This is a genomic window from Streptomyces liangshanensis (genome assembly GCF_011694815.1).
In the GTDB taxonomy this organism is placed as follows: Bacteria; Actinomycetota; Actinomycetes; order Streptomycetales; family Streptomycetaceae; genus Streptomyces; species Streptomyces liangshanensis.
This window is the reverse complement of record NZ_CP050177.1, coordinates 7277218-7295402: the sequence shown is the minus strand read 5'-3', so window position 1 is coordinate 7295402 and position 18185 is coordinate 7277218. Positions and strand designations below refer to the sequence as shown.

Annotated in this window: 18 protein-coding genes; 7 read left to right on the top strand and 11 right to left on the bottom strand. The window is 74.0% G+C overall.

The genetic code is table 11. The features are described 5' to 3' along the window. Positions 1–3 precede the first annotated feature (3 nt). Positions 4–900: an aldo/keto reductase gene (locus tag HA039_RS31710; protein ID WP_167035201.1), complete on the bottom strand. Its 897-nt coding sequence runs from the start codon at positions 898–900 to the stop codon at positions 4–6. A 154-nt stretch (positions 901–1054) separates the two neighbouring features. Here HA039_RS31710 and HA039_RS31705 point away from each other — a divergent pair, with 154 nt between their 5' ends. Beyond that, entirely contained in the window at positions 1055–1921 is an 867-nt protein-coding gene (locus HA039_RS31705) for a helix-turn-helix domain-containing protein (RefSeq protein WP_167035199.1), read from the top strand. Between the two features lie 44 nt (positions 1922–1965). Here HA039_RS31705 and HA039_RS31700 read toward each other — a convergent pair whose 3' ends face one another. Next, on the bottom strand, positions 1966–2745 hold the full coding sequence (locus HA039_RS31700; protein WP_167035197.1) for a GNAT family N-acetyltransferase: 780 nt from the start codon (positions 2743–2745) through the stop codon (positions 1966–1968). A gap of 91 nt (positions 2746–2836) precedes the next feature. Here HA039_RS31700 and HA039_RS31695 point away from each other — a divergent pair, with 91 nt between their 5' ends. Then, positions 2837–3712: an alpha/beta fold hydrolase gene (locus HA039_RS31695; protein WP_167035195.1), complete on the top strand. Its 876-nt coding sequence runs from the start codon at positions 2837–2839 to the stop codon at positions 3710–3712. A 62-nt stretch (positions 3713–3774) separates the two neighbouring features. Here the strand turns inward: HA039_RS31695 and HA039_RS31690 are convergent, their stop codons facing one another. From HA039_RS31690 to HA039_RS31680, 3 genes are all read right to left on the bottom strand, one after another. Beyond that, positions 3775–4560: a hypothetical protein gene (locus tag HA039_RS31690; protein WP_167035193.1), complete on the bottom strand. Its 786-nt coding sequence runs from the start codon at positions 4558–4560 to the stop codon at positions 3775–3777. Between the two features lie 85 nt (positions 4561–4645). Further along, positions 4646–5170 carry a GNAT family N-acetyltransferase gene (locus HA039_RS31685; RefSeq protein ID WP_167035191.1) on the bottom strand — a complete coding sequence of 175 codons (525 nt, stop codon included), beginning with the start codon at positions 5168–5170 and terminating at the stop codon, positions 4646–4648. Positions 5171–5331: 161 nt separating this feature from the next. Beyond that, positions 5332–5658, bottom strand: a complete 327-nt coding sequence (locus HA039_RS31680; protein ID WP_167035189.1) for a nuclear transport factor 2 family protein — start codon at positions 5656–5658, stop codon at positions 5332–5334. Between the two features lie 178 nt (positions 5659–5836). On the opposite strand from HA039_RS31680, the gene HA039_RS31675 reads away from it, so the two are divergent. Then, positions 5837–6454, top strand: a complete 618-nt coding sequence (locus tag HA039_RS31675; RefSeq protein ID WP_167035187.1) for an ASCH domain-containing protein — start codon at positions 5837–5839, stop codon at positions 6452–6454. Positions 6455–6468: 14 nt separating this feature from the next. On the opposite strand, the gene HA039_RS31670 is transcribed toward HA039_RS31675, so the two are convergent. Next, on the bottom strand, positions 6469–7470 hold the full coding sequence (locus HA039_RS31670) for an ArsR/SmtB family transcription factor (RefSeq protein WP_167035185.1): 1002 nt from the start codon (positions 7468–7470) through the stop codon (positions 6469–6471). 222 nt (positions 7471–7692) lie between these two features. On the opposite strand from HA039_RS31670, the gene HA039_RS31665 reads away from it, so the two are divergent. Together HA039_RS31665 and HA039_RS31660 are read left to right on the top strand one after the other, a co-directional pair. After that, positions 7693–9462: a CocE/NonD family hydrolase gene (locus HA039_RS31665; protein WP_167035183.1), complete on the top strand. Its 1770-nt coding sequence runs from the start codon at positions 7693–7695 to the stop codon at positions 9460–9462. 57 nt (positions 9463–9519) lie between these two features. Next, complete coding sequence (locus tag HA039_RS31660; protein WP_167035180.1) at positions 9520–10029, top strand: NUDIX hydrolase; 510 nt, start codon at positions 9520–9522, stop codon at positions 10027–10029. Between the two features lie 15 nt (positions 10030–10044). On the opposite strand, the gene HA039_RS31655 is transcribed toward HA039_RS31660, so the two are convergent. Next, positions 10045–11073: an aminoglycoside phosphotransferase family protein gene (locus tag HA039_RS31655; protein ID WP_167035178.1), complete on the bottom strand. Its 1029-nt coding sequence runs from the start codon at positions 11071–11073 to the stop codon at positions 10045–10047. 67 nt (positions 11074–11140) lie between these two features. Continuing rightward, positions 11141–12736: an apolipoprotein N-acyltransferase gene (lnt, locus tag HA039_RS31650; RefSeq protein WP_167035175.1), complete on the bottom strand. Its 1596-nt coding sequence runs from the start codon at positions 12734–12736 to the stop codon at positions 11141–11143. 243 nt (positions 12737–12979) lie between these two features. Between lnt and HA039_RS31645 the strand changes: the two genes are divergently transcribed. Further along, positions 12980–14041: an O-antigen ligase family protein gene (locus HA039_RS31645; RefSeq protein WP_208298745.1), complete on the top strand. Its 1062-nt coding sequence runs from the start codon at positions 12980–12982 to the stop codon at positions 14039–14041. A gap of 50 nt (positions 14042–14091) precedes the next feature. Here the strand turns inward: HA039_RS31645 and HA039_RS31640 are convergent, their stop codons facing one another. Continuing rightward, on the bottom strand, positions 14092–14655 hold the full coding sequence (locus tag HA039_RS31640) for a hypothetical protein (RefSeq protein WP_167035170.1): 564 nt from the start codon (positions 14653–14655) through the stop codon (positions 14092–14094). Positions 14656–14724: 69 nt separating this feature from the next. Then, positions 14725–15510: a glutamate racemase gene (locus tag HA039_RS31635; RefSeq protein WP_167037925.1), complete on the bottom strand. Its 786-nt coding sequence runs from the start codon at positions 15508–15510 to the stop codon at positions 14725–14727. A 58-nt stretch (positions 15511–15568) separates the two neighbouring features. Between HA039_RS31635 and HA039_RS31630 the strand changes: the two genes are divergently transcribed. Next, positions 15569–16789 (top strand): glycosyltransferase, encoded by a 1221-nt coding sequence (locus HA039_RS31630; protein ID WP_167035167.1) that lies wholly within the window; start codon positions 15569–15571, stop codon positions 16787–16789. 20 nt (positions 16790–16809) lie between these two features. On the opposite strand, the gene HA039_RS31625 is transcribed toward HA039_RS31630, so the two are convergent. Further along, positions 16810–18096, bottom strand: a complete 1287-nt coding sequence (locus tag HA039_RS31625) for a TerD family protein (protein WP_481906683.1) — start codon at positions 18094–18096, stop codon at positions 16810–16812. Between the last annotated feature and the right edge of the window lie 89 nt (positions 18097–18185).

The window sequence follows — 18185 nt, the reverse complement described above, 5'->3', positions numbered from 1 at the left end:
GCGTCAGCCGGCCGCCTTGCCGAGCAGGGCCAGGTCGGCCGCGTCGAGGACCACACCGGTCGCCGCCATGTTCTCCTCCAGGTGGGCGAGCGAGGCGGTACCGGGGATCTGCACGATCGAGGGCGACCGCGCGAGGCCCCAGGCGAGGGCCACCTGGTGCGCGGTCGCCCCGTGCCGTTCGGCGACCGCGCGCAGGGTGTCGTCGGCGAGGCCGCCGTGGGCGCCGCCGAGGGCGAAGAACGGCATGTAGGCGATGCCGGCGGCCGCGCAGGTGTCGACCAGCGCCGCGTCCTCCTGGTCGAGCACACCGAAGCGGTTCTGCACCGCGGCGACCGGGGCGACGGCCCTGGCCTCGGCGAGCTGCTCCGGGGACACGTTGCTCACCCCGAGGTGGCGGATCAGCCCCTCGTCCCGCAGCGCGGCCAGGACGGCGAAGCGCTCGCCGAGCGGCGGCCCGCCCTTGCCGGAGAGCCGCCCCACCCGCAGGTAGACCAGGTCGAGGACGTCCACGTCCAGTTCCCGCAGGTTCCGCTCGACGGCCGGCCGCAGCTGCTCGGCGGTCGCCTCCCCGTACATCTCGCCGGCCGGGTTGCGCAGCGGGCCCACCTTGGTGGCGAGGGTCAGGTCGGCGGGGTACGGGTGCAGGGCCTCGCGCAGCAGGTCGTTGGCGCGTACGTCGCCGGCGAAGTAGAAGGCGGCGGTGTCGAGGTGGCGGGCGCCCAGCTCGACGGCGCGGCGCGCGACCGCCAGCGCGGTCGACCGGTCGTGGGCGGGACCGTTCCAGCGGCCCGGCAGCTGCATCGCGCCGAAGCCCAGCCGGGGGATCGTGGTGGTGCCGCCGAGCGGGAAGTCGGGCCGCGGGGCGGGGACGGACGGGTCGGATGCGGAGGAAGGGGTCATAGGGGCAGCATGCTCATACCCGCGCCGGACGATCAAGCCCGGGGTCGGGAACCGGAATGCCAGGCCCGCAATTTCCTGCCAACAGGCCGTGCTGAAGGGCATGTTGCTGTGGCAGACTGCCCGGCGGCGCGTCCGCGAAGCTGGGGGGTGGAGTGTGAGCGAGCCACGGTCCGCACCGACGGTCGGTCAGCTCGTCCTCAGCAGGCGGCTGCGTGTGCTGCGGGAGAAGGCCGGCCTCAGCCGGGAGCAGGCCGGCGCGTTACTCCGGGTCACCGCCGCGACGGTCCGCCGGATGGAGGCGGCCGAGGTCGGGCTCAAGATCCCGTACGTCCAGATGCTGCTGCCCGCGTACGGCGTCCCCGAGCCGGAGATCGCGGTCTTCCTCCAGCTGGCGGACGAGGCGAGCCGGCCCGGCTGGTGGCAGCACTTCCACGACATCCTGCCGGACTGGTTCAGCGGGTACGTCAGCCTCGAAGAGGCCGCCAGGACGATCCGTACCTACGAGCCGCACTTCGTACCCGGTCTGCTCCAGACGGAGGAGTACGCCCGGGCGATCCTCGCGGCGCCGGGCGTGGTGGGACGGGCGGGCAGCCCCGCGCGGATCGACCGGCAGGTGGCGCTGCGGCTGGAGCGCCAGACGCTGCTCACGCGGGCCGACGCCCCGGTGGTCTGGGCGGTGCTGGACGAGACGGTGCTGCGCCGGCCCGTGGGCTCGCCCGCGCTGATGCGGGCGCAGATCGACCGGCTGCTGGAGGTCTCCGAGCTGCCCCATGTGACCCTCCAGATGGCGGAGTTCGCGTCGGGCCACCATCCGGGGACGTACAGCCCGTTCACCCTCTTCCGCTTCGATCTCCCCGAACTGCCCGACATGGTCTACATCGAGCACCTGACGGGGGCGCTCTATCTCGACGGGCACGACGAGGTGACGGCGCACATGGAGGCCATGGACCGGATGGTCGCGCACGCGGAGTCCGCACACCGCACACGGCGGCTGATCACGCGGATCCGCGCGGAACTCTGACAGGGCCGGGGCGGCATTCCCCGCCCGGGGTCGTGCATTCCCTTTCAGAGCCTGGGCAGTTGGAACTGCCGGTAATGGGCGACGGTCTCGAAGCCCATGCGCGAGTACAGCCGCTCCCCGTCGGCGCTGGCCTGGAGTGTGCCGATCCGCAGGCCCCTTTCCCGGCCGGCCCGCAACGCCACGAGGGTCAGGAACGCGCCGATCCCGCGCCCCCGGTAGGCGGGTTCCGTACTCACGACGTACACGCCCGCCACACCGTGCCGGTCGAGCAGCGCGGAGGTGCCGACCACCCGGCCGTCGAGCCACGCGGCGAACCGGACCAGGCTCCCCGGCTCGTCCGCCCGGTGGGCCTCGTTGGCCTGGTTCCCGGTGACCTGTTCGGGCGTGAGACCGAAGGACGGGGAGTACGAGGCGACCCACGCGGCCAGCTCCCGGGGGCCGTTGACCTCCTCGACCCGTACGCCGGGCGGGGCGGCCGGCGTGTCGAGCCGGTCGATATCGGCGGCCATCAGCGGCAGTACGCCGACCTGGGCGGCGCCCCGGGCGAGGAGGTGGTCCGCGAGCCCGGCGGAGCTGTCCGCGCCGACCCACCACAGCCACGGCACCGGATCCAGCTCGGCGTGGGCCCGCGCGATCGCCGCGTCGAGTTCGCCGGGTCCGCGGGTGTATCTGAGCACTCCATTGCGCCGCGGTTTCATGAGATGACTGCGGTAGATCATGAATTCCGGGTCGTCGGATCGCTTTTTGTCGCCGTATCCGAAGTAGTAGTCACGGGAATTCGCGAACTGGGGTGCGGAATCGTGGATCGATTCGACAACGCTCATGGGGCGGATTGTAACCACGGGAATGCGGCGGGCCCGGCAGGTGCGCGGGTGCGTACCGGCGCGGGAAGCGAACGGCTCGTACACTTGGCATATGTCTCGGGCGTCGCGCGCCGCCGACGACGTGGTGGAACGGCACCGCGCCTCCGGTCACACCTTCCGGGCCGGCGGGATCCGCGGTTTCACACTGGACCAGGGCGAGGGGCCGCCCGTCGTGTGTCTGCACGGGGTGCCCACCAGCTCGTTCGTGTACCGCAAGCTCGTACCGGAACTGGCGGCCCGGGGGCTGCGCGGGGTCGCCCCCGACTTCCCCGGGCTCGGCCTGGGGGCACGGCCGCTCGCGTTCGACTACACCTGGAGCGGTCTCGCCCGGTGGACCGACCGGGCGATGGACGCGCTCGGCATCGACCGCTGCCATCTGGTGGTCCACGACCTCGGCGGCCCGATCGGCTTCGCCTGGGCGATCGCCCGGCCGGAGCGGGTGCTTTCCCTGACGGCGCTCGACACGTTCGTGGACGTCGCCGCGTACCGGCCGCCGCCGTCGCTGTGGCCCTTCACCGTCCCGGTCGCGGGCGAGGCCTGGCTGCCCGTGCTGCGCCCGCCGGTCTCCCGGCGGATGTTCCGGCGGGTGGCGCTGGCCGACGGCTCCTCGCTGAGCGACGCGGAGGTGGACGCCCACTTCGCGCTGGTCACCCGCCAGGACGCGGGGCGCGCCTTCCTGCGGGTCATGCGCGGTTTCGAGCTGACCGGGGCCAGGCAGGCCTTCTACTACGAGGGCCTGGCGTCCCGCCCGTACCCCGCCCAGGTGGTCTGGGCCCGCGACGACCCGCTCCTCGGGCTCCCCCGCCTGCGCGGGGTGCTGGACGCGCTGGGGGTGGTGGCACCGACGGTCCTGGCGGCCCGGCACTACCTCCAGGAGGAACAGGCACCGGCCATCGCCGCGACGGTGGCGGAGCTGGCCGGGGTGTGACCGGACGGGGCCGCCGAGGGGGTCGTACGGGAACGGCGGGCCGTTTCCGGCCCGCCGCGGTGTCACTTCAGTGTGACGGCGTCACCGGTGGAGTCGACCTTCATGGTCGTGGTCGTCCCGGCGAAAGCCCAACGCCAACTGCCCGCGGCGCTCGCCTTCACCGTGGCGCGGAGGTTTCCCTTGCTGTCGGTGGTCGCCGTCTTGACGGTGCTGTAGGAGCCGCCGGCCTTCTTGTACTGCAACTTCACGACCTGCTTGGTGAAGCCGTGGTACTTCCGGTCCGTCCAGTTGGCCCGCGAGAGCTTTCCGGTGACCGTCAGCGTGGCTCCCTTCCTGACCGGTTCGGGAGTGGCGTCCGTGGTCAGGCTCGCGGCGCGCTTCACCTTGAAGAGGGCGATGCGGTCCGAGATCCAGTAGTCGCCGTCGTTGGCCTGGACCGTGGCGTTGACCTGCCACTCCCCCGCCACCGCGTTGGCGTCCCAGCCCCTGTTCCCGCTCCCGTAGGAGTCGATCCAGGCCGGGTCCACCTGCATGGTCGCGGTGCACACGGAGGTCGTCTTGTTCGACTTCTTGCAGGTCGAGCCCAGGTAGTCCACGGGCCCGTAGCCGTTGGCCGTGTTGAACGCGGAGACCCGGCTGACCTTCTTCACCCCCGAGTTGTCCTTGACCGTCATCGAGATCGTGAACCGCTTGACGTCCTTGACCCCGACGATCACATTGCCGCCGCCGTTCACAACGGTCCTGGTGACCCGGATGTCGCCCCGTCCCTCCGCGTGTGCGGCCGGCGCCGCCACGATCCCGGCGGCCACCGCCGCCACCGCGGAGGCCACAGCGATTCTTCTGCGCATGTCCCACCCCTGTTCACCCTGCCTCGTGGCAGGGGGGAACAGAGTATCGACCGAGGTTCACACTCCGGGATTCGCACTACGGGATTCACGGTCCCGGGGCGGTGGGTTCCTGGGGGGCGAGGGTGAGGACGTAGCGGGTCTTCGTACGGCGGCGGGCGCCGGTGCGGTCGTAGAAGCGGACGGCGTCGTGGTTCCAGCGCGGGGTCTGCCACTGCACCTGCGTGACACCGGAGGCCCGCGCGGCGGCCACCACCGCGTCCAGGAGGAGCCGTCCCCGGCCCGCGCCCCGGTGGGACGCGCTGACGAAGAGGCAGTCGAGGTGGACGTACTCGGACGCGGACCAGGTGGCGAAGTCCCGGGTGAAGGTCGCGTATCCGGTCAGCACGCCGCCCGACTCCAGCACCAGGCAGCCCAGCCGGGCGGGTTCGGCGAACAGGGCCGGCTCCAGACGGGCGGCCAGGTCGCCGGGGACCGGGTCCGCCCTCTCGAACAGGGCGTGCGCGGCGCACAGTTCGGCCAGGGCGGGAAGGTCGTCCCGGGTGGCGGCTCGCACCACGGCGTCCACCGAGGTCGCGTCGGTCGGCGTGCCCGCCGTCGTGGGGTGTTCCATGCCCGCAACGCTATGACCGGCCCCCGCCCGCCGGAAGGACCGATCACCGGCGACCGGCGAGCCCCACCGGCGTTTCCCCGGCAGGTCCGCCGCGCCGCCGCCGATTCACCGCCGGAACGCCGCGTCCGGTGTCGGCCGGTGTCCGCAGGTGTCAGCCGGTGTCAGCCGGTGATCCGCATCAGCGACACACCGTCGTCGGCCACGACGAAGGTGAAGTCGGACGGGCCGTTGAAGCCGTCCCCGCCCACCACCGCGCTGACCCTGACCCGATCGCCCGATCGGTTGACGCCGGTCACGTCGAGGTGGACGTTCACACCGATGAACTCCTTGTCGCTCCAGCCCCGGATCGCGTCCCGGCCCCCGAAGACCCGGCCCCAGTCGTCGACGGCCCCGTCGAGGGTGAAGGCGTCGAGGAACGCCTCGGTGTCGGCGTCGTTCGCGGCGTCGAGGGCCCGCTGGACCGCTGCGGGGAGGGACGTGGTGCTCATGCTGGCCTCCAGGGGTACGGGGTGGGGACGTGGAAGCTGTGCCACCGGTGACACGCCGCGGGGTCGGCGTCCGGCTCCGCGACCGACCGGCCTTCCGCTCATACTGGCACGGTGGGCCGCGCCTGACGTCCGCTCGTTCCGGCCCGCACGGCTGCCCCCCACGGAGACGGAGTGCGCCTTGCTGTTCACCCACGACACCCTGGCCGCGATCGCCTCGGGCGAGGTCGATCTGGCGTTCCGGCGCTGGCTGCGGCCCGCCGTACGGACCGGCACGGCCCTGCGTACCGCCATCGGCGTGGTCACCGTCGGTGAGGTGACGGCCGTACCGGAGAGCGCGGTGTCCGACCGGGACGCGCGCCGGGCCGGTTACGGCACCCGGGCGGAGTTGCTGGCCGCTCTGCGCCCCGGCGGGGACAGAACGCTCTACCGCGTGGGCGTACGGCTCACCGGCGAGGACCCCCGGGCGGCCCTGCGGGAGGACACCTGCCTGTCCGATGCGGAACTCGCGGAGATCGCCGCCGCGCTGGGCCGGATGGACGCACACGGCGGCCGGGGGCCGTGGACGACGGCGACCCTCGACCTGATCGGCGCGCATCCGGCCGTACGCGCCGCGGACCTCGCCGCCCGGCTGGACCGCGACACCCCGCGCTTCAAGGCGGACGTGCGCAAGCTCAAGGAGCACGGCCTGACGGAGAGCCTCGGCACCGGCTACCGGCTCTCGCCCCGCGGCCGCCTGCTCCTCGACCACCTCACGGCCGGCCCCGGACACGAGGAGCAGGACCCGGGCGGCGCGTGAGGCGCCCGACGGGATCAGCCCAGCGTCCCGTCCGGGGCGAGTTCGCCGTTGAGGAGGGCGAGGCCCAGGGGGGTGACGTGGTGCCGGACGGATCCGCCCTCGCGGCGGGTGTCCAGCAGCCCCGCCTCCCGCAGGACGGACGTCTGGCGGCTGATGACCGGGAGCGCCACCCCGACCCGCAGCGCCAGTTCGGTGGTGGTCCCGCCGGCCGCCGCCGCGTCGAGCACGTGGGCGCGGGTCCTGCCGAGCAGGGCGACGACCGGTTCCAGGCCGTCCTGCCGGCCCTCCGCCCCGGCCGGCCGCAGCCAGCCCAGACGTGGTGAGAGCGGATACACCAGCACCGGCGGCCGGCCGGGGTCCATCAGGGTGATCGGCTGGATGCGGCAGAAGAAGGACGGGACGAGCACCAGACCGCGGCCCTCCAGGTGGACGTCCTGGTCCGCGTACACCGGGATCCGGAGCACCGGGGCCTCCCACGTGACGCGCGGGTGCAGTTCGGCCAGCAGGCGTTCCACCCCGCCGGTCACCAGCGCGAGGCCGCGCCGGGCGCGGTCCGCCTCGGCGTGCGCCGCGATCCGCTCCTGGTACGGCGCGAGGGCGACGCGGTGGTACGCGGTCAGGGCGTCGCCCAGCCGGGCCATGACCTGGCGGTCCCCGCCGGCGAGTTGGTGGATCCACGGGGTGGACCCGCTCTCGTCGGCCAGGATCGACAGCTCCGCGGACAGTTGGGTACGCGAGGTGGACAGGACGTCGTCCAGTTGGGTGGTGAAGTCCGCCTCGCCCCGGCCCGGCGTCAGGAAGTCGGGCGAGTAGCCCCAGGGGCGGGCGAGTTCCAGGAGAGGGCGCACGGACGGCATCCGCAACGCGCGTGTCCTGCGCCGCCATTCGCCGAACGCGAGCGAACGGTCGGGTTCCTGGAGCAGGTGCAGACTGAGCAGGACGTCCCACAGCGGATCCGAGCGGGTGGCGACCGTCACCCGGGTCAGATCCTCGCCGGTGAAGTGAATGCGTAACACGCCGACCACCCTCCGCTCCGTACCCTAGGCAGTACCGGCGGACCAGGACAGAGCACAACTCGCCTTATTATGTCGGCCGTTGACGCGGATCGTGCGTTCGCGGTCCACTTCGGCCCACCCCGGCCGCCAACCCCGGCCGCCGTACGCGTCCGCCGTATTCGACCGAAGTGCCGAATCGTCAGGGCCCTCCCCTGTCCGGTGCCCGCCGATAAACTGGACGCCATGGTCGCCGCTCTTCCTCCCGCCCGCTCACCCCTGGGGCGGGGGCTGTTGACCGGCCTCCCGGCCCTGGTCCCGCTCCTCGTGCTGCTCGTGGTGCTCGCCCCGTCCGTGACGGCGGGCGCCGCGCCCGCGCGGGTCACGGCGTCGTACGGCAGCACGACGGTCCCCGGGGTGAGGGTGCCGATGAGCGACGGTACGACGCTGGTGGGCGACGTCATGTATCCGGCGGACCGGCTGACCGGCGAGCGGGCCGCGGGGACGTTCCCCGTCCTGCTCTCGCAGAATCCGTACGCCTGCGACACCCCGGCCGGGAACCTGCACGGTCTGGGGCAGGGCGCCCTCGGCGACCCCGCGTACTTCGTGGAGCGCGGGTACGTCTACGCGTCGGTGTGCGTGCGCGGTACGGGGCGCTCGGGCGGCGCGTTCGACCTGTTCGGCCCGCGCGAGCGCCGCGACGGTGTCGAACTGGTCGCGTGGGCGGCCGGCCTGGACGGGTCCGACGGGACGGTCGGCCTGACCGGCTGCTCGTACCTGGGCATCAACCAGCTCCTGACCGCCTCGCTCCTCCCCCGCGGCTCCGCCGTGAAGGCGATGCTTCCGGCGTGCGCCGGGGCGGAGACCTACCGGGAGGCGATGAACTCCGGCGGGATGCCCACCCAGACGCGGAACTACTTCACCCACCTCGGGTCGCAGATGGGCCCGCGGGCCGGCGCGTACGGCACGGCCCTCGCCGCGGCCGTGCAGCGGGGCGGCGACCGGGCGTACGCCGGGGCGTGGGCGAGGTCGCGCACGCCCGGGGACCTGGCCGCCGCGATCGTACGGGCGGACATCCCGGCGCTGTTGTGGAGCGGGAACCTGGACCTGTACGCGCAGGGCTCCCAGGAGATGTACACCTACCTCCAGAACGCCTACTTCCACCGGCCGGTGCACGCGAGCCCCGCGCCCGGGCAGCGGACGACGCCGCGCTACCAGGCCGTCGTCGGCCCGTGGGGGCACGGCGAGGGCGTGGACCGCGCCGTGGCGCTGGCCTGGTTCGACACCTGGCTCAAGGGCAGGCGGACCGCCATCGGCGCGACCACCACCCCGTTGCACCTCTACCAGCAGGGCAGCAGGACCTGGCTCCACACCACGGCCTTCCAGCGGGTCCGCTCCTACACGCCGTACTACCTGGGCCCCGGCGGCACCCTCGGCCCGACCCCGCCGCGCTCCCCGGGCGCGGACCGGATCACGTACACGGAACCGTCGCGCGCCGAGGGGCGGCTCACGTACACGACGGAGCCGTTCCGCCGGGGCGCGGTCCTGGCCGGTCCGCTCAGCGCGCGGGTGTCGGCGAGTTCGAGCGGGACGAACCTGACGCTGATCGCCCGGCTGGACGACATCGCCCCCGGCGGGGCCGCCACGAGCATCACCTCCGGCTCGCTGGTCGCGAGCCTGCGCGCGCTCGACCCCAACCGGTCGTGGCGCGACGCGAAGGGGGTGGTCGTCCGTCCGTACGGCACGTTCGGCGCGGACCGGTATCTGCGGCCGGGGCGGGTGTACGACCTGACGATCGGCCTGTCCCCGCGGGCCGTTCGGATCGCGCCCGGCCACGCGCTGCGGCTGACGCTGACCACCCGGACGCCGGAGGCGGACTGCTCGGCGCCGCTGGGCGTGGACCCGTGCTTCCCGACCGACCCGCAGCGGCGGACCCTGCCGGGCACCTACACGGTCCACCGCTCCCCCACCGCGCTCTCGGCGGTCAACCTGCCGCTGGCCGGCGACCGGCCGTAGGGCGGCGTGTCCCACCGGGACAGGCCCCGAGCTCCGGTACGCCCTAAGCTCCGTTGCATGGCGACGCCCGACTTCATCCGTACGATCCGCGCCTCCGCGGGCCACCAGCTGCTCTTCCTGCCCGGGGTGAGCGCGGTGGTCCTGGACGACGAGGGCCGGGTCCTGCTGGCCCGCCGCGTCGACACCGGCCGCTGGTCGCTGATCGGGGGCATCCCCGAACCGGGCGAGCAGCCGGCGGCGTCGGCCGTGCGCGAGGTGGAGGAGGAGACCGGCGTGCACTGCCGCGCGGAGCGTGTGGTGCTGGTCCAGGGCCTGGAGCCGATCCGGTATCCGAACGAGGACCGCTGCCAGTTCATGGACATCACGTTCCTGTGCCGTGCGACGGGCGGCGAGGCGCGGGTCAACGACGACGAGTCGCTGGACGTGGGGTGGTTCCCGCTGGACGCGCTGCCCGAGTTGTCCGAGTTCTCGCTGACGCGGATCAAGCAGGCGCTCGCCGACGAACCGACGTGGTTCGACCCGGGCACACCGGGCGGCGGCGCCGGTGAGGGCGCGACCGCCCGATAGCGGACCACCCGCAGCTCAGGGACGGTCGGCGGGCACCGGGCCGAGCGAGGGCCACCGGGCCGCCATGGCCCGGCGCAGGTCCGTGCTGACGGTGTGCAGACCGCGCAGGCCGGGGCGGTCGGCCGTCATCCCCGCGACGACGCCGAGACGGTGGGCCAGCCGCTGCCGCGCCGAGACGGTGCCCCAGGTCCAGTCGTGGTCCGGGATCCTGGCCAGGTGGTCCACCGTCCCCCGCCGGGCCCGCTCGACCAGCGCGTCACCGCGCAGGAGCCAGCCCGCGCACGCGTCGGTCAGGTCAGCCTCCGGGTCGGTGCCGGTCAGGGCCTTCCAGGTGGTGCGGTACGCGGTCTCGGCGCGGTCCAGCAGCGCCGGGGCCGCCTTCGTGACGCACCAGCAGGTGGGAAAGCCGATGCGCACGTACGCCAGCTCCGTCAGGCCGTTGCCGAGGGACGCCTGTTCGAAGTCGATGAACGTGACGCCGCCCCGGGTGTGCAGGTCGTTGCCGGGGCAGGGGTCCCCGTGCAGCAGGGCGTGTCCCCCGGCCCGGTCGAGCCGGCCGACGAGCGCGGTGAGTTCGGCCGGGACGCCGGGCGCGACGGTCACTCCGAGCGTTTCGGCCAGGTGGAGGAAGGAGTCGGCGTCGCCCTGGGTGGGTCCGCTCCAGGCGGGGAGGAGGCCGGCGTCCGCCGGGACGCCGGTCGCGTGCAGCCGGGCCAGTGCCTTCGCGTAGCCGACGATCCACTCGCGGGGCGGCGGGCGGTGGTCGACGTGCGCGAGGACCAGGACACGTTCCCCGGGGTCGGTGCCCAGCAGGGCGGGCACCACGGCCGGCTCGGCCCGGGAGGCGATCCGCAGCGCGGCGACCTCGCGCGCGTAGCGCTCCTCGGCGCCGGGGCCCGCCACGAGCTGCTTGACCACCGCCGGTGTCCCGGCCAGCTCGACGCGCCACACCCGGGAGCGCGGGCTGCTCTCCAGCCGGCGCGGCCCCCGGGGCGGTCCGAGTGCGGCGCGCAGCCCTTCCCCGAACGGCAGTTGTGTCCACATGGGTCCATCCTGCCCGGCGTCACCGGCCCGCGTCACCGGCCTGCGACGACCGGCCGCCGGACGGAGCTCAGACGCCCGTCGCGCCGCGCCGGGCGCGTACCGTCAGGACCGTCGCCCAGCCGAGGCCGCCGAGGGCGACCGCCACCAGCAGTCCTTCGGGCAGGGTGCCGAGCCGGGTCGCGGGGGTCAGCGAGGAGCGCAGCGGCACCTTGTCGACCAGGGTGTCCGGGGTGAACATCTTGGTCTGCTGGACGATCGTTCCGTCGGGCCTGATGATCGCGCTGACCCCGCTGGTGACGGGCACCACCACGGTCCTGCTGTGCTCGACGGCGCGGACGCGTGACATGGCGAGCTGCTGGTACGTCATCTGGCTGCGGTCGAAGGTGGCGTTGTTGCTCGGTACGGAGATGATCTGGGCGCCGTGGGTGACGGTGTCCCGTACCGCCCAGTCGAAGGCCGCCTCGTAGCAGGTGGCGAGGCCGACCTCCGTACCCGCCATGTCGAAGACGCCCGGCTTCGACCCGCGGCCGAAGTCGCGCGCGACCATGTCGGCGTAGCCGGGGGTGATCTTCTTGAGCAGGGAGCGCAGGGGCAGGTACTCGCCGAAGGGCTGGATCTGCCGCTTGTCGTAGGTGGCCGTCGGCCCCTTCACCGGGTCCCAGAGGATCTGGGTGTTGCGCAGCGGCCCGGTGTCCGGGGTGATCACGGCGCCCACCGAGATCGGCACCCCGATCGCCTTGGCCGCCTGGTCGATGACCTGGCGGGCGTCCTCGTTGCGGTACGGGTCGATGTCCGAGGAGTTCTCGGGCCACAGCACGAAGTCGGGCTGCGGGACCTTGCCCGCCTTGACCTCGGCGGCGAGCCGGATGGTCTCGCGGACGTGGTTGTCGAGGACCGCGCGGCGCTGGGCGTTGAACTCCAGCCCCGCCCGGGGGACGTTGCCCTGGACGGCGGCGACGGTCGCCGTGCCGTCCTCGGCGGCGTCGGACACGAGCGGCAGGGCGGCCAGCGCGCCGAGCACCGGCACGAGCACGGTGGCGGCCGCGGCGGCGACGGCCCGGCGCGGCAGCTGTCCGGTGCGCCGGTACGCGAGGCCCTGGCGGACCGCCTCGTACAGGCCGAAGCCGCACAGGACGACGGCGAAACCGAGCACCGGTGTGCCACCGACGGCGGCCAGCGGCAGGAACACACTGTCGGCCTGGCCGAAGGCGATCTTGCCCCAGGGGAACCCGCCGAACGGCACCCGGGCGCGGACGCCCTCGCCGAGGATCCAGACGGCGGCGGCCCACACCGGCCAGGCGGGCAGCTTGGACACGGCCGCGATGCCCATGCCGACCAGGGCGACGAAGACGGCCTCGACGGCGGCGAGGGCGAGCCAGGGGCCGGGGCCCACCTCTGCGCCGGTCCAGATCAGCAGCGGGAGCAGGAAGCCGAGGCCGGCGAGGTAGCCGAGGCCGAATCCGGCGCGAAGGCGGCGGCCGTGCAGGCTCCAGGCCATCAGGGCGAAGCCCGGCAGGGCCAGCCACCACAGGGGGCGGGGCGGGAAGCTCGCGTAGAGCATCAGGCCCGACAGCGCGGCGGCGCCCGGCCTGACCAGTCGCCTCTCGCGCCGGGCGGAGGGGGCGGGCGGCGGGCTCTGGACGGGGGCGATGGTGGTGCTCACCGGGCGGAGTCTACGGTGGGTGTCTGTGTGGAGGGGAGTGCGTCCCCGCGTGCTGTCGGTCAGGGTGACGGTCACGCCGGCGGACGTGTGCCGGGGCGGGTGCGGCAGCGTTCCTCCGCAAGGTGTCCACAAATCCCCCTTCTTGCCGTTAACGTGTGCGCCAGCCTTTGTCACCTGGCCGGATCCGGCTGCTGTGGGACGGGGTTCGCACAGGTCGAAGGGGTCGACGGAATGGTCGACAGGATGGCTGTACCGGCAGGACGGGCCGCCGTACGGGAGCGGGGCAGCGCGCCCGACGTCGTCGGCGCCGTGGTGCTCGGCGCCTGCGCGGTGTGGGCGCTGATCAGCGCGGCCGCGGGGGGCGGGCGGCCCGAGGGGATACTCCTCGCGGTGCTCGCCCTCGCCGCGGGGTACGCGTGCGGCCGGATCAGCGGCGGCACGGTCCCGGTGGCCGCGGCCTCGGTGGTGGCGGTGGCGGCGCTCGCCGCGGCGGTCGTCTCGGGCCGGGACACACCGGCGGCCTCGGTGGCCGTCGCCACCCCGCAGGGCGACTCGGGCGCGGTCGCGGCGCTGCTGGCGCTGGCGGCGGGGGCGGCGTGCTGCGCGGCCACGTCGGCGCGGCGCCACCGGTCCCGGGTGCTGCTGCGGCTGCTGGCGGTGACGATCGCGGCCGCCGCTCTCCTGCTGGGCTCGGTCGCGGGTCTCGTGGCGGTGCTCGGGGTGCTGCTGTGCTCGCTGGCGGCGGCCCGGATGCGGCGCAGGTCGGCGGCGCTGGCCGGTCTGGCGCTGGTCGCGGCGCTGGTGGTGGGCGGGTCGTGGGCGGTGGCGGAGGACGCGCTGCCCGAGGGGCTGTCGGTGTCGCTGGAGGGGCAGCTGACCACGAACCGGGTGCAGCTGTGGCACGAGGCGGTGGACCTGGCGAAGGAGCATCCGCTGCTGGGGGTGGGTCCCGACCGGTTCGGCGACCTCAGCCCGACGGCCCTCCAGTCGCTGGACTCGGACGGCAAGCCGCACTCGGCGGCGTTGCAGGAGGTGTCCGAGCAGGGGGTGGTGGGGCTGCTGTTGCTGGCGACCGTGTTCGGCTGGCTGCTCCACGGACTGGTCCGCTCGCCCTGCTCCACTCCGGTGGTCCTGACGGCGGGGGCGACCCTGACGGCGCTGGCGACCCTGGCGAGCGTCGGGAACGCGCTGAGCTTCGCGCCGGTGACGGCGGGGGCGGGGCTGCTGGCGGGGCTGGCGACGGCCCGGCCGGCCGGGCGGCTCGTACCGCACGCGCTCCCGGCCCTGAACCGGGCGCCGGGCTGACAGCCGTACGGTGCGCCGCACCGGGCCGAGGGTGAGCGCGCCGCGCCGGATCAGGCGCCGGCCGGGGCGCTTCCGTGGCGGCCGAGGCCCAGGCGGTCCCTGATGATCCGTACGGCGGCCTCGGCGTCGTCCACCGTGACGGTGAAGGTCCTGCCGTCGCCCAGGCGCAGCACAAGTCCCTCGCCCCGGCGCACCACCACGCCCGTGCCCATCTCGGGGCGCCAGCGGTAGCCCCAGCCGCCCCAGTGGCGCGGGTTGACCTTGGGCGCGAAGTCGGCGTCCACGACGTGGGCGAGCAGGATCCGGCGGCGCGGCAGCCCCATGTGGCCGCAGCGCACCTCCAGGCAGTCGCCGTCGACCCGGACCGCCACGTGGACGAAGGCGAGGGTGCCGAAGAGGATGAGCAGTCCGGCGGCGACGCAGCCGATGACGGACATCAGGAGGGCGGCGAAGCCGGAGGTCCAGTTCGACTGGACGGCCAGCACGACGCCGAGCGCGATGCAGGCGACGCCCACCGCGGCAAGCAGCCACTGCGCGCGGTTGGTGGCACGGCCGGTCCAGATCTCGGGCAGGGGTTCCACGGTGTCGCCCTCCTGCTGGGGGTGCTCCGTCATGCCAAGCAGACTACCCACGTTCCGCGCGGGCGGAAGTCCCGCGCGGAATCCGTGACGACGGACACGCGGTCAGCCCGCTTGGGTGACGGCGGCGAGCAGCCGCCCCTCCGCGTAGCCGAGCGCGCGTGCGGGCAGGTCACCCTCGTGACCGCTGAGGAGCACGGTGAGCCGGGGGTCGTGGGGAGCCTGGCGGGGGGGTACGTCGCCGAGGCGGCGCAACGCCTGGGCGGCGACGGCGTCGGCCGAGCCGTGCAGGACGAGCGGGGGCATGTCCGGCTGCTGGACGGCCGTACGGATGCGTTCCGCGACGAGTTCGTAGTGGGTGCAGCCGAGGACGACGGCCGTCACGCCGCGCGGGGTGAGCGCCGCCGCGGCGGCCACCGCGCGGTCGATCGCCTCCTCGTCGGCCGACTCGACGGCCTGCGCGAGCCCGGGGCACGGGACCTCGGTGACGTCGGCGGAGGCGGCGAAGTCCCGGATCAGTCCGCGCTGGTAGGGGCTGCCGGTGGTCGCCGGGGTGGCCCAGATGGCGAAGGGGCCGCCGGCGACCGCGGCCGGCTTGATCGCCGGGACGGTGCCGATGACGGGCAGGCCGGGCTCCAGCGCGGCCCGCAGCGCGGGCAGGGAGTGCACGGAGGCGGTGTTGCAGGCGACGATCAGGGCGTCGGGCCGGTGGGCGGCGGCGGCCCGTGCGACGGCGAGCGCCCGCTCGGTCACGTCGTGGGGGGCTCGGGGGCCCCAGGGCATGCCGTCCGGGTCCAGGGACAGGACCAGATCGGCGTCGGGCCGCAGACGGCGTACCGCGGCGGTGGCGGCGAGCAGGCCGATACCGGAATCCATGAGCGCGATCTTCACCCGGTCACCATAGTCGACGGCGCTCGCGGCACCGGAGTTGTGGTGCAGACTGCGGCGAATGAGCGCCATTGCCTGGATCGCGTTGAGTTCGCTGGCCGCGTGGGGCTGGCTGTCGCTGGGGCAGGGTTTCTTCTGGCGGACGGACCAGCGGCTGCCCACCCCTTCGGCGCCGGGTCCGTCCGCGCTGCCCGGGGAGCCCGCCGGGGGTGAGAGCCCGTGGCCGTCGGTCGCCGTCGTCGTACCCGCCAGGGACGAGGCCGGGGTGCTGCCGGAGAGCCTGCCGTCGCTGCTGGCCCAGGTCTATCCGGGCCCGGCCGGGATCTACCTGGTCGACGACGGGAGCTCGGACGGCACCGGCGCGCTGGCCCGCGAGCTCGCCGACCGGTACGGCGGGCTGCCGCTGACCGTGTCCTCGCCGGGTGAGCCCGAGCCGGGCTGGACCGGCAAGCTCTGGGCGCTGCGGCACGGCATCGCGCTGGCCCGCGGGGGCCCGAAGGACCCCGAGTACCTGCTGCTCACGGACGCGGACATCGCGCACGAGCCGGACAGCCTGCGGGAACTGGTCGCCGCCGCCTCGGGCCACCGGCTGGACCTGGTGTCCCAGATGGCGCGGCTGCGGGTGGCGAGCGGGTGGGAGAAGCTCGTCGTCCCGGCCTTCGTGTACTTCTTCGCGCAGTTGTACCCGTTCCGCTGGATCAACCGCCCGGGCACGAGGACGGCGGCCGCGGCGGGCGGCTGTGTCCTGCTGCGTACGGAGGTCGCCGTACGGGCCCGGGTGCCCGAGTCGATCCGGCACGCGGTCATCGACGACGTGTCGCTCGCGAAGGCGGTCCAGGGCAGCGGCGGGCGGATCTGGCTGGGTCTCGCGGAGCGTGTCGACAGCATCCGCCCGTATCCGCGGCTGGCCGACCTGTGGCGCATGGTGTCGCGCAGCGCGTACGCGCAGCTGCGGCACAACCCGCTGCTGCTCCTCGGTACGGTGGCCGGCCTCGCGGTGATCTATCTGGCGCCGCCCGTCGCGCTGTGCGCCGGGCTGTTCGGCGGGGACCCGGACGCCGGGTGGCTCGGTCTCATGGCCTGGGCGGTGATGGCGGGGACGTACCTCCCCATGTTGCGGTACTACCGGCTGTCGTCCTGGCTGGCCCCGCTCCTGCCGTTCACGGCGTTGCTGTACCTGCTGATGACCGTCGACTCGGCCGTACAGCACTACCGGGGCCGGGGCGCGGCCTGGAAGGGGCGTACGTACGCCCGTCCCGGGAGCGAGCCCCGGCCCCGGTAGGGACCGCGGTCCTGCGTAGGTCACTTCCTGCCGGGCGTCCAGTTCATGCCCCAGCCGTAGGCGTAGTCGATGGTGCGCTGCGGGCTGACTCCGCGGTCGGGGACGAGGAAGCGCGCCTCGCGCTGGACGACGAGGTCGGACCCGGTGTTGGTGATGAGGGCGAGCGCGCAGACCGTGGAGGGCACGGTGCACTCGCCCAGGGAGAAGTCGACGGCGGCGCCGTTCTGCGGCTGGAGGGTGACGTGCGCGTCGAGGTCGGCGAAGCTGCGGGCGCCTTCGTAGATGGTGACGAAGATGACGACGCGGCGCAGTTGGTCCTTGTGGTCGAGGTTGATCGTGAGGTTCTCGCCGCTGGACGACCCGCCTGTGCGGTCGTCGCCGTCGAGGTGGATGTACGGCGGCCGGGAGAGCGAGCCGAAGGCGTTGCCGAGGGCCTGGACCACTCCCTTGCGCCCGTCGGCCAGTTCGTAGAGCGCGCACAGGTCGAGGTCGAGGTCGCTGTGGGCGGCGACGGCGCGGCCGAGTTTGGCTCCCCAGCCCTTGAACTGCTTGCGGACCTGCCAGGTGAGGTTGACGCGCATGCCGCCCGAGGTGCCGCCCTGCTTGGTGAGTGAGACGGAGGGCGCCTCCTTCGTCAGGGTCACCTTGCTGAGCCGGACGGGGGTGGGGGCGGGCGGCGCCGGCGGGGTGGGCGCGGGGGCCTGGACGGGTGGGGCGGTCACGGCGGCGGGCGCGGGGGGTGCGGGAGGCGTGGCGGGTGCCTGGGGCGCCGCCGCCGGCCGCGGTTCGTCGACCGAGATGCCGAAGTCGGTGGCCAGTCCGGCGAGTCCGGAGTCGTACCCCTGTCCCACCGCCCGGAACTTCCAGGCTCCTTGACGCCGGTACAGCTCACCGAGGACGAACGCCGTCTCGACGGTGGCGTCCTGGCTGTCGTACCGCGCGATCTCCGTGCCGGACGCGGCGTCCAGCACCCGGACGTGGAGTCCGGGCACCCGGCCGAAGGTGCCGCCGTCGGACGACGCCGCGAGGACGATCCGTTCGACGGCCGGCTCCACCTGTGCCAGGTCCACCGCGAGGGTGTCGGTGACGGCGTCCCCGGCGGGCCGCTTGCCCTCGTGCCGTACGGCGCCCGAGGCGTGCGCGGGCTGGTTGTAGAAGACGAAGTCCGCGTCGGAGCGCACCTTGCCGTTCACCAGCAGCAACGCCGAGGCGTCGACGTCCGGCGTTCCCGGCGCCGAGCGCCACCCCAACTCCACGCGGACGGCCGACGCCGCCACCGGAAGATTGGCCCCTTTAAGCATGGACATGCTCGCCCCCATCACGAGTCGGCGTCCCGACGACTACCTCCTGCCAACCTAATCCCCACCGGGCCGTTCCGACCCCCGGGGACCCGCCG

Bases quoted from the DNA above. Each gene is read 5' to 3' on its own strand.
- HA039_RS31710 (WP_167035201.1), bottom strand. From the start codon at position 900: ATGACCCCTTCCTCCGCATCCGACCCGTCCGTCCCCGCCCCGCGGCCC.
- HA039_RS31700 (WP_167035197.1), bottom strand. From the start codon at position 2,745: ATGAGCGTTGTCGAATCGATCCACGATTCCGCACCCCAGTTCGCGAAT.
- HA039_RS31695 (WP_167035195.1), top strand. From the start codon at position 2,837: ATGTCTCGGGCGTCGCGCGCCGCCGACGACGTGGTGGAACGGCACCGC.
- HA039_RS31690 (WP_167035193.1), bottom strand. From the start codon at position 4,560: ATGCGCAGAAGAATCGCTGTGGCCTCCGCGGTGGCGGCGGTGGCCGCC.
- HA039_RS31685 (WP_167035191.1), bottom strand. From the start codon at position 5,170: ATGGAACACCCCACGACGGCGGGCACGCCGACCGACGCGACCTCGGTG.
- HA039_RS31680 (WP_167035189.1), bottom strand. From the start codon at position 5,658: ATGAGCACCACGTCCCTCCCCGCAGCGGTCCAGCGGGCCCTCGACGCC.
- HA039_RS31665 (WP_167035183.1), top strand. From the start codon at position 7,693: ATGGTCGCCGCTCTTCCTCCCGCCCGCTCACCCCTGGGGCGGGGGCTG.
- HA039_RS31660 (WP_167035180.1), top strand. From the start codon at position 9,520: ATGGCGACGCCCGACTTCATCCGTACGATCCGCGCCTCCGCGGGCCAC.
- HA039_RS31655 (WP_167035178.1), bottom strand. From the start codon at position 11,073: ATGTGGACACAACTGCCGTTCGGGGAAGGGCTGCGCGCCGCACTCGGA.
- HA039_RS31645 (WP_208298745.1), top strand. From the start codon at position 12,980: ATGGCTGTACCGGCAGGACGGGCCGCCGTACGGGAGCGGGGCAGCGCG.
- HA039_RS31640 (WP_167035170.1), bottom strand. From the start codon at position 14,655: ATGACGGAGCACCCCCAGCAGGAGGGCGACACCGTGGAACCCCTGCCC.
- HA039_RS31630 (WP_167035167.1), top strand. From the start codon at position 15,569: ATGAGCGCCATTGCCTGGATCGCGTTGAGTTCGCTGGCCGCGTGGGGC.
- HA039_RS31625 (WP_481906683.1), bottom strand. From the start codon at position 18,096: ATGTCCATGCTTAAAGGGGCCAATCTTCCGGTGGCGGCGTCGGCCGTC.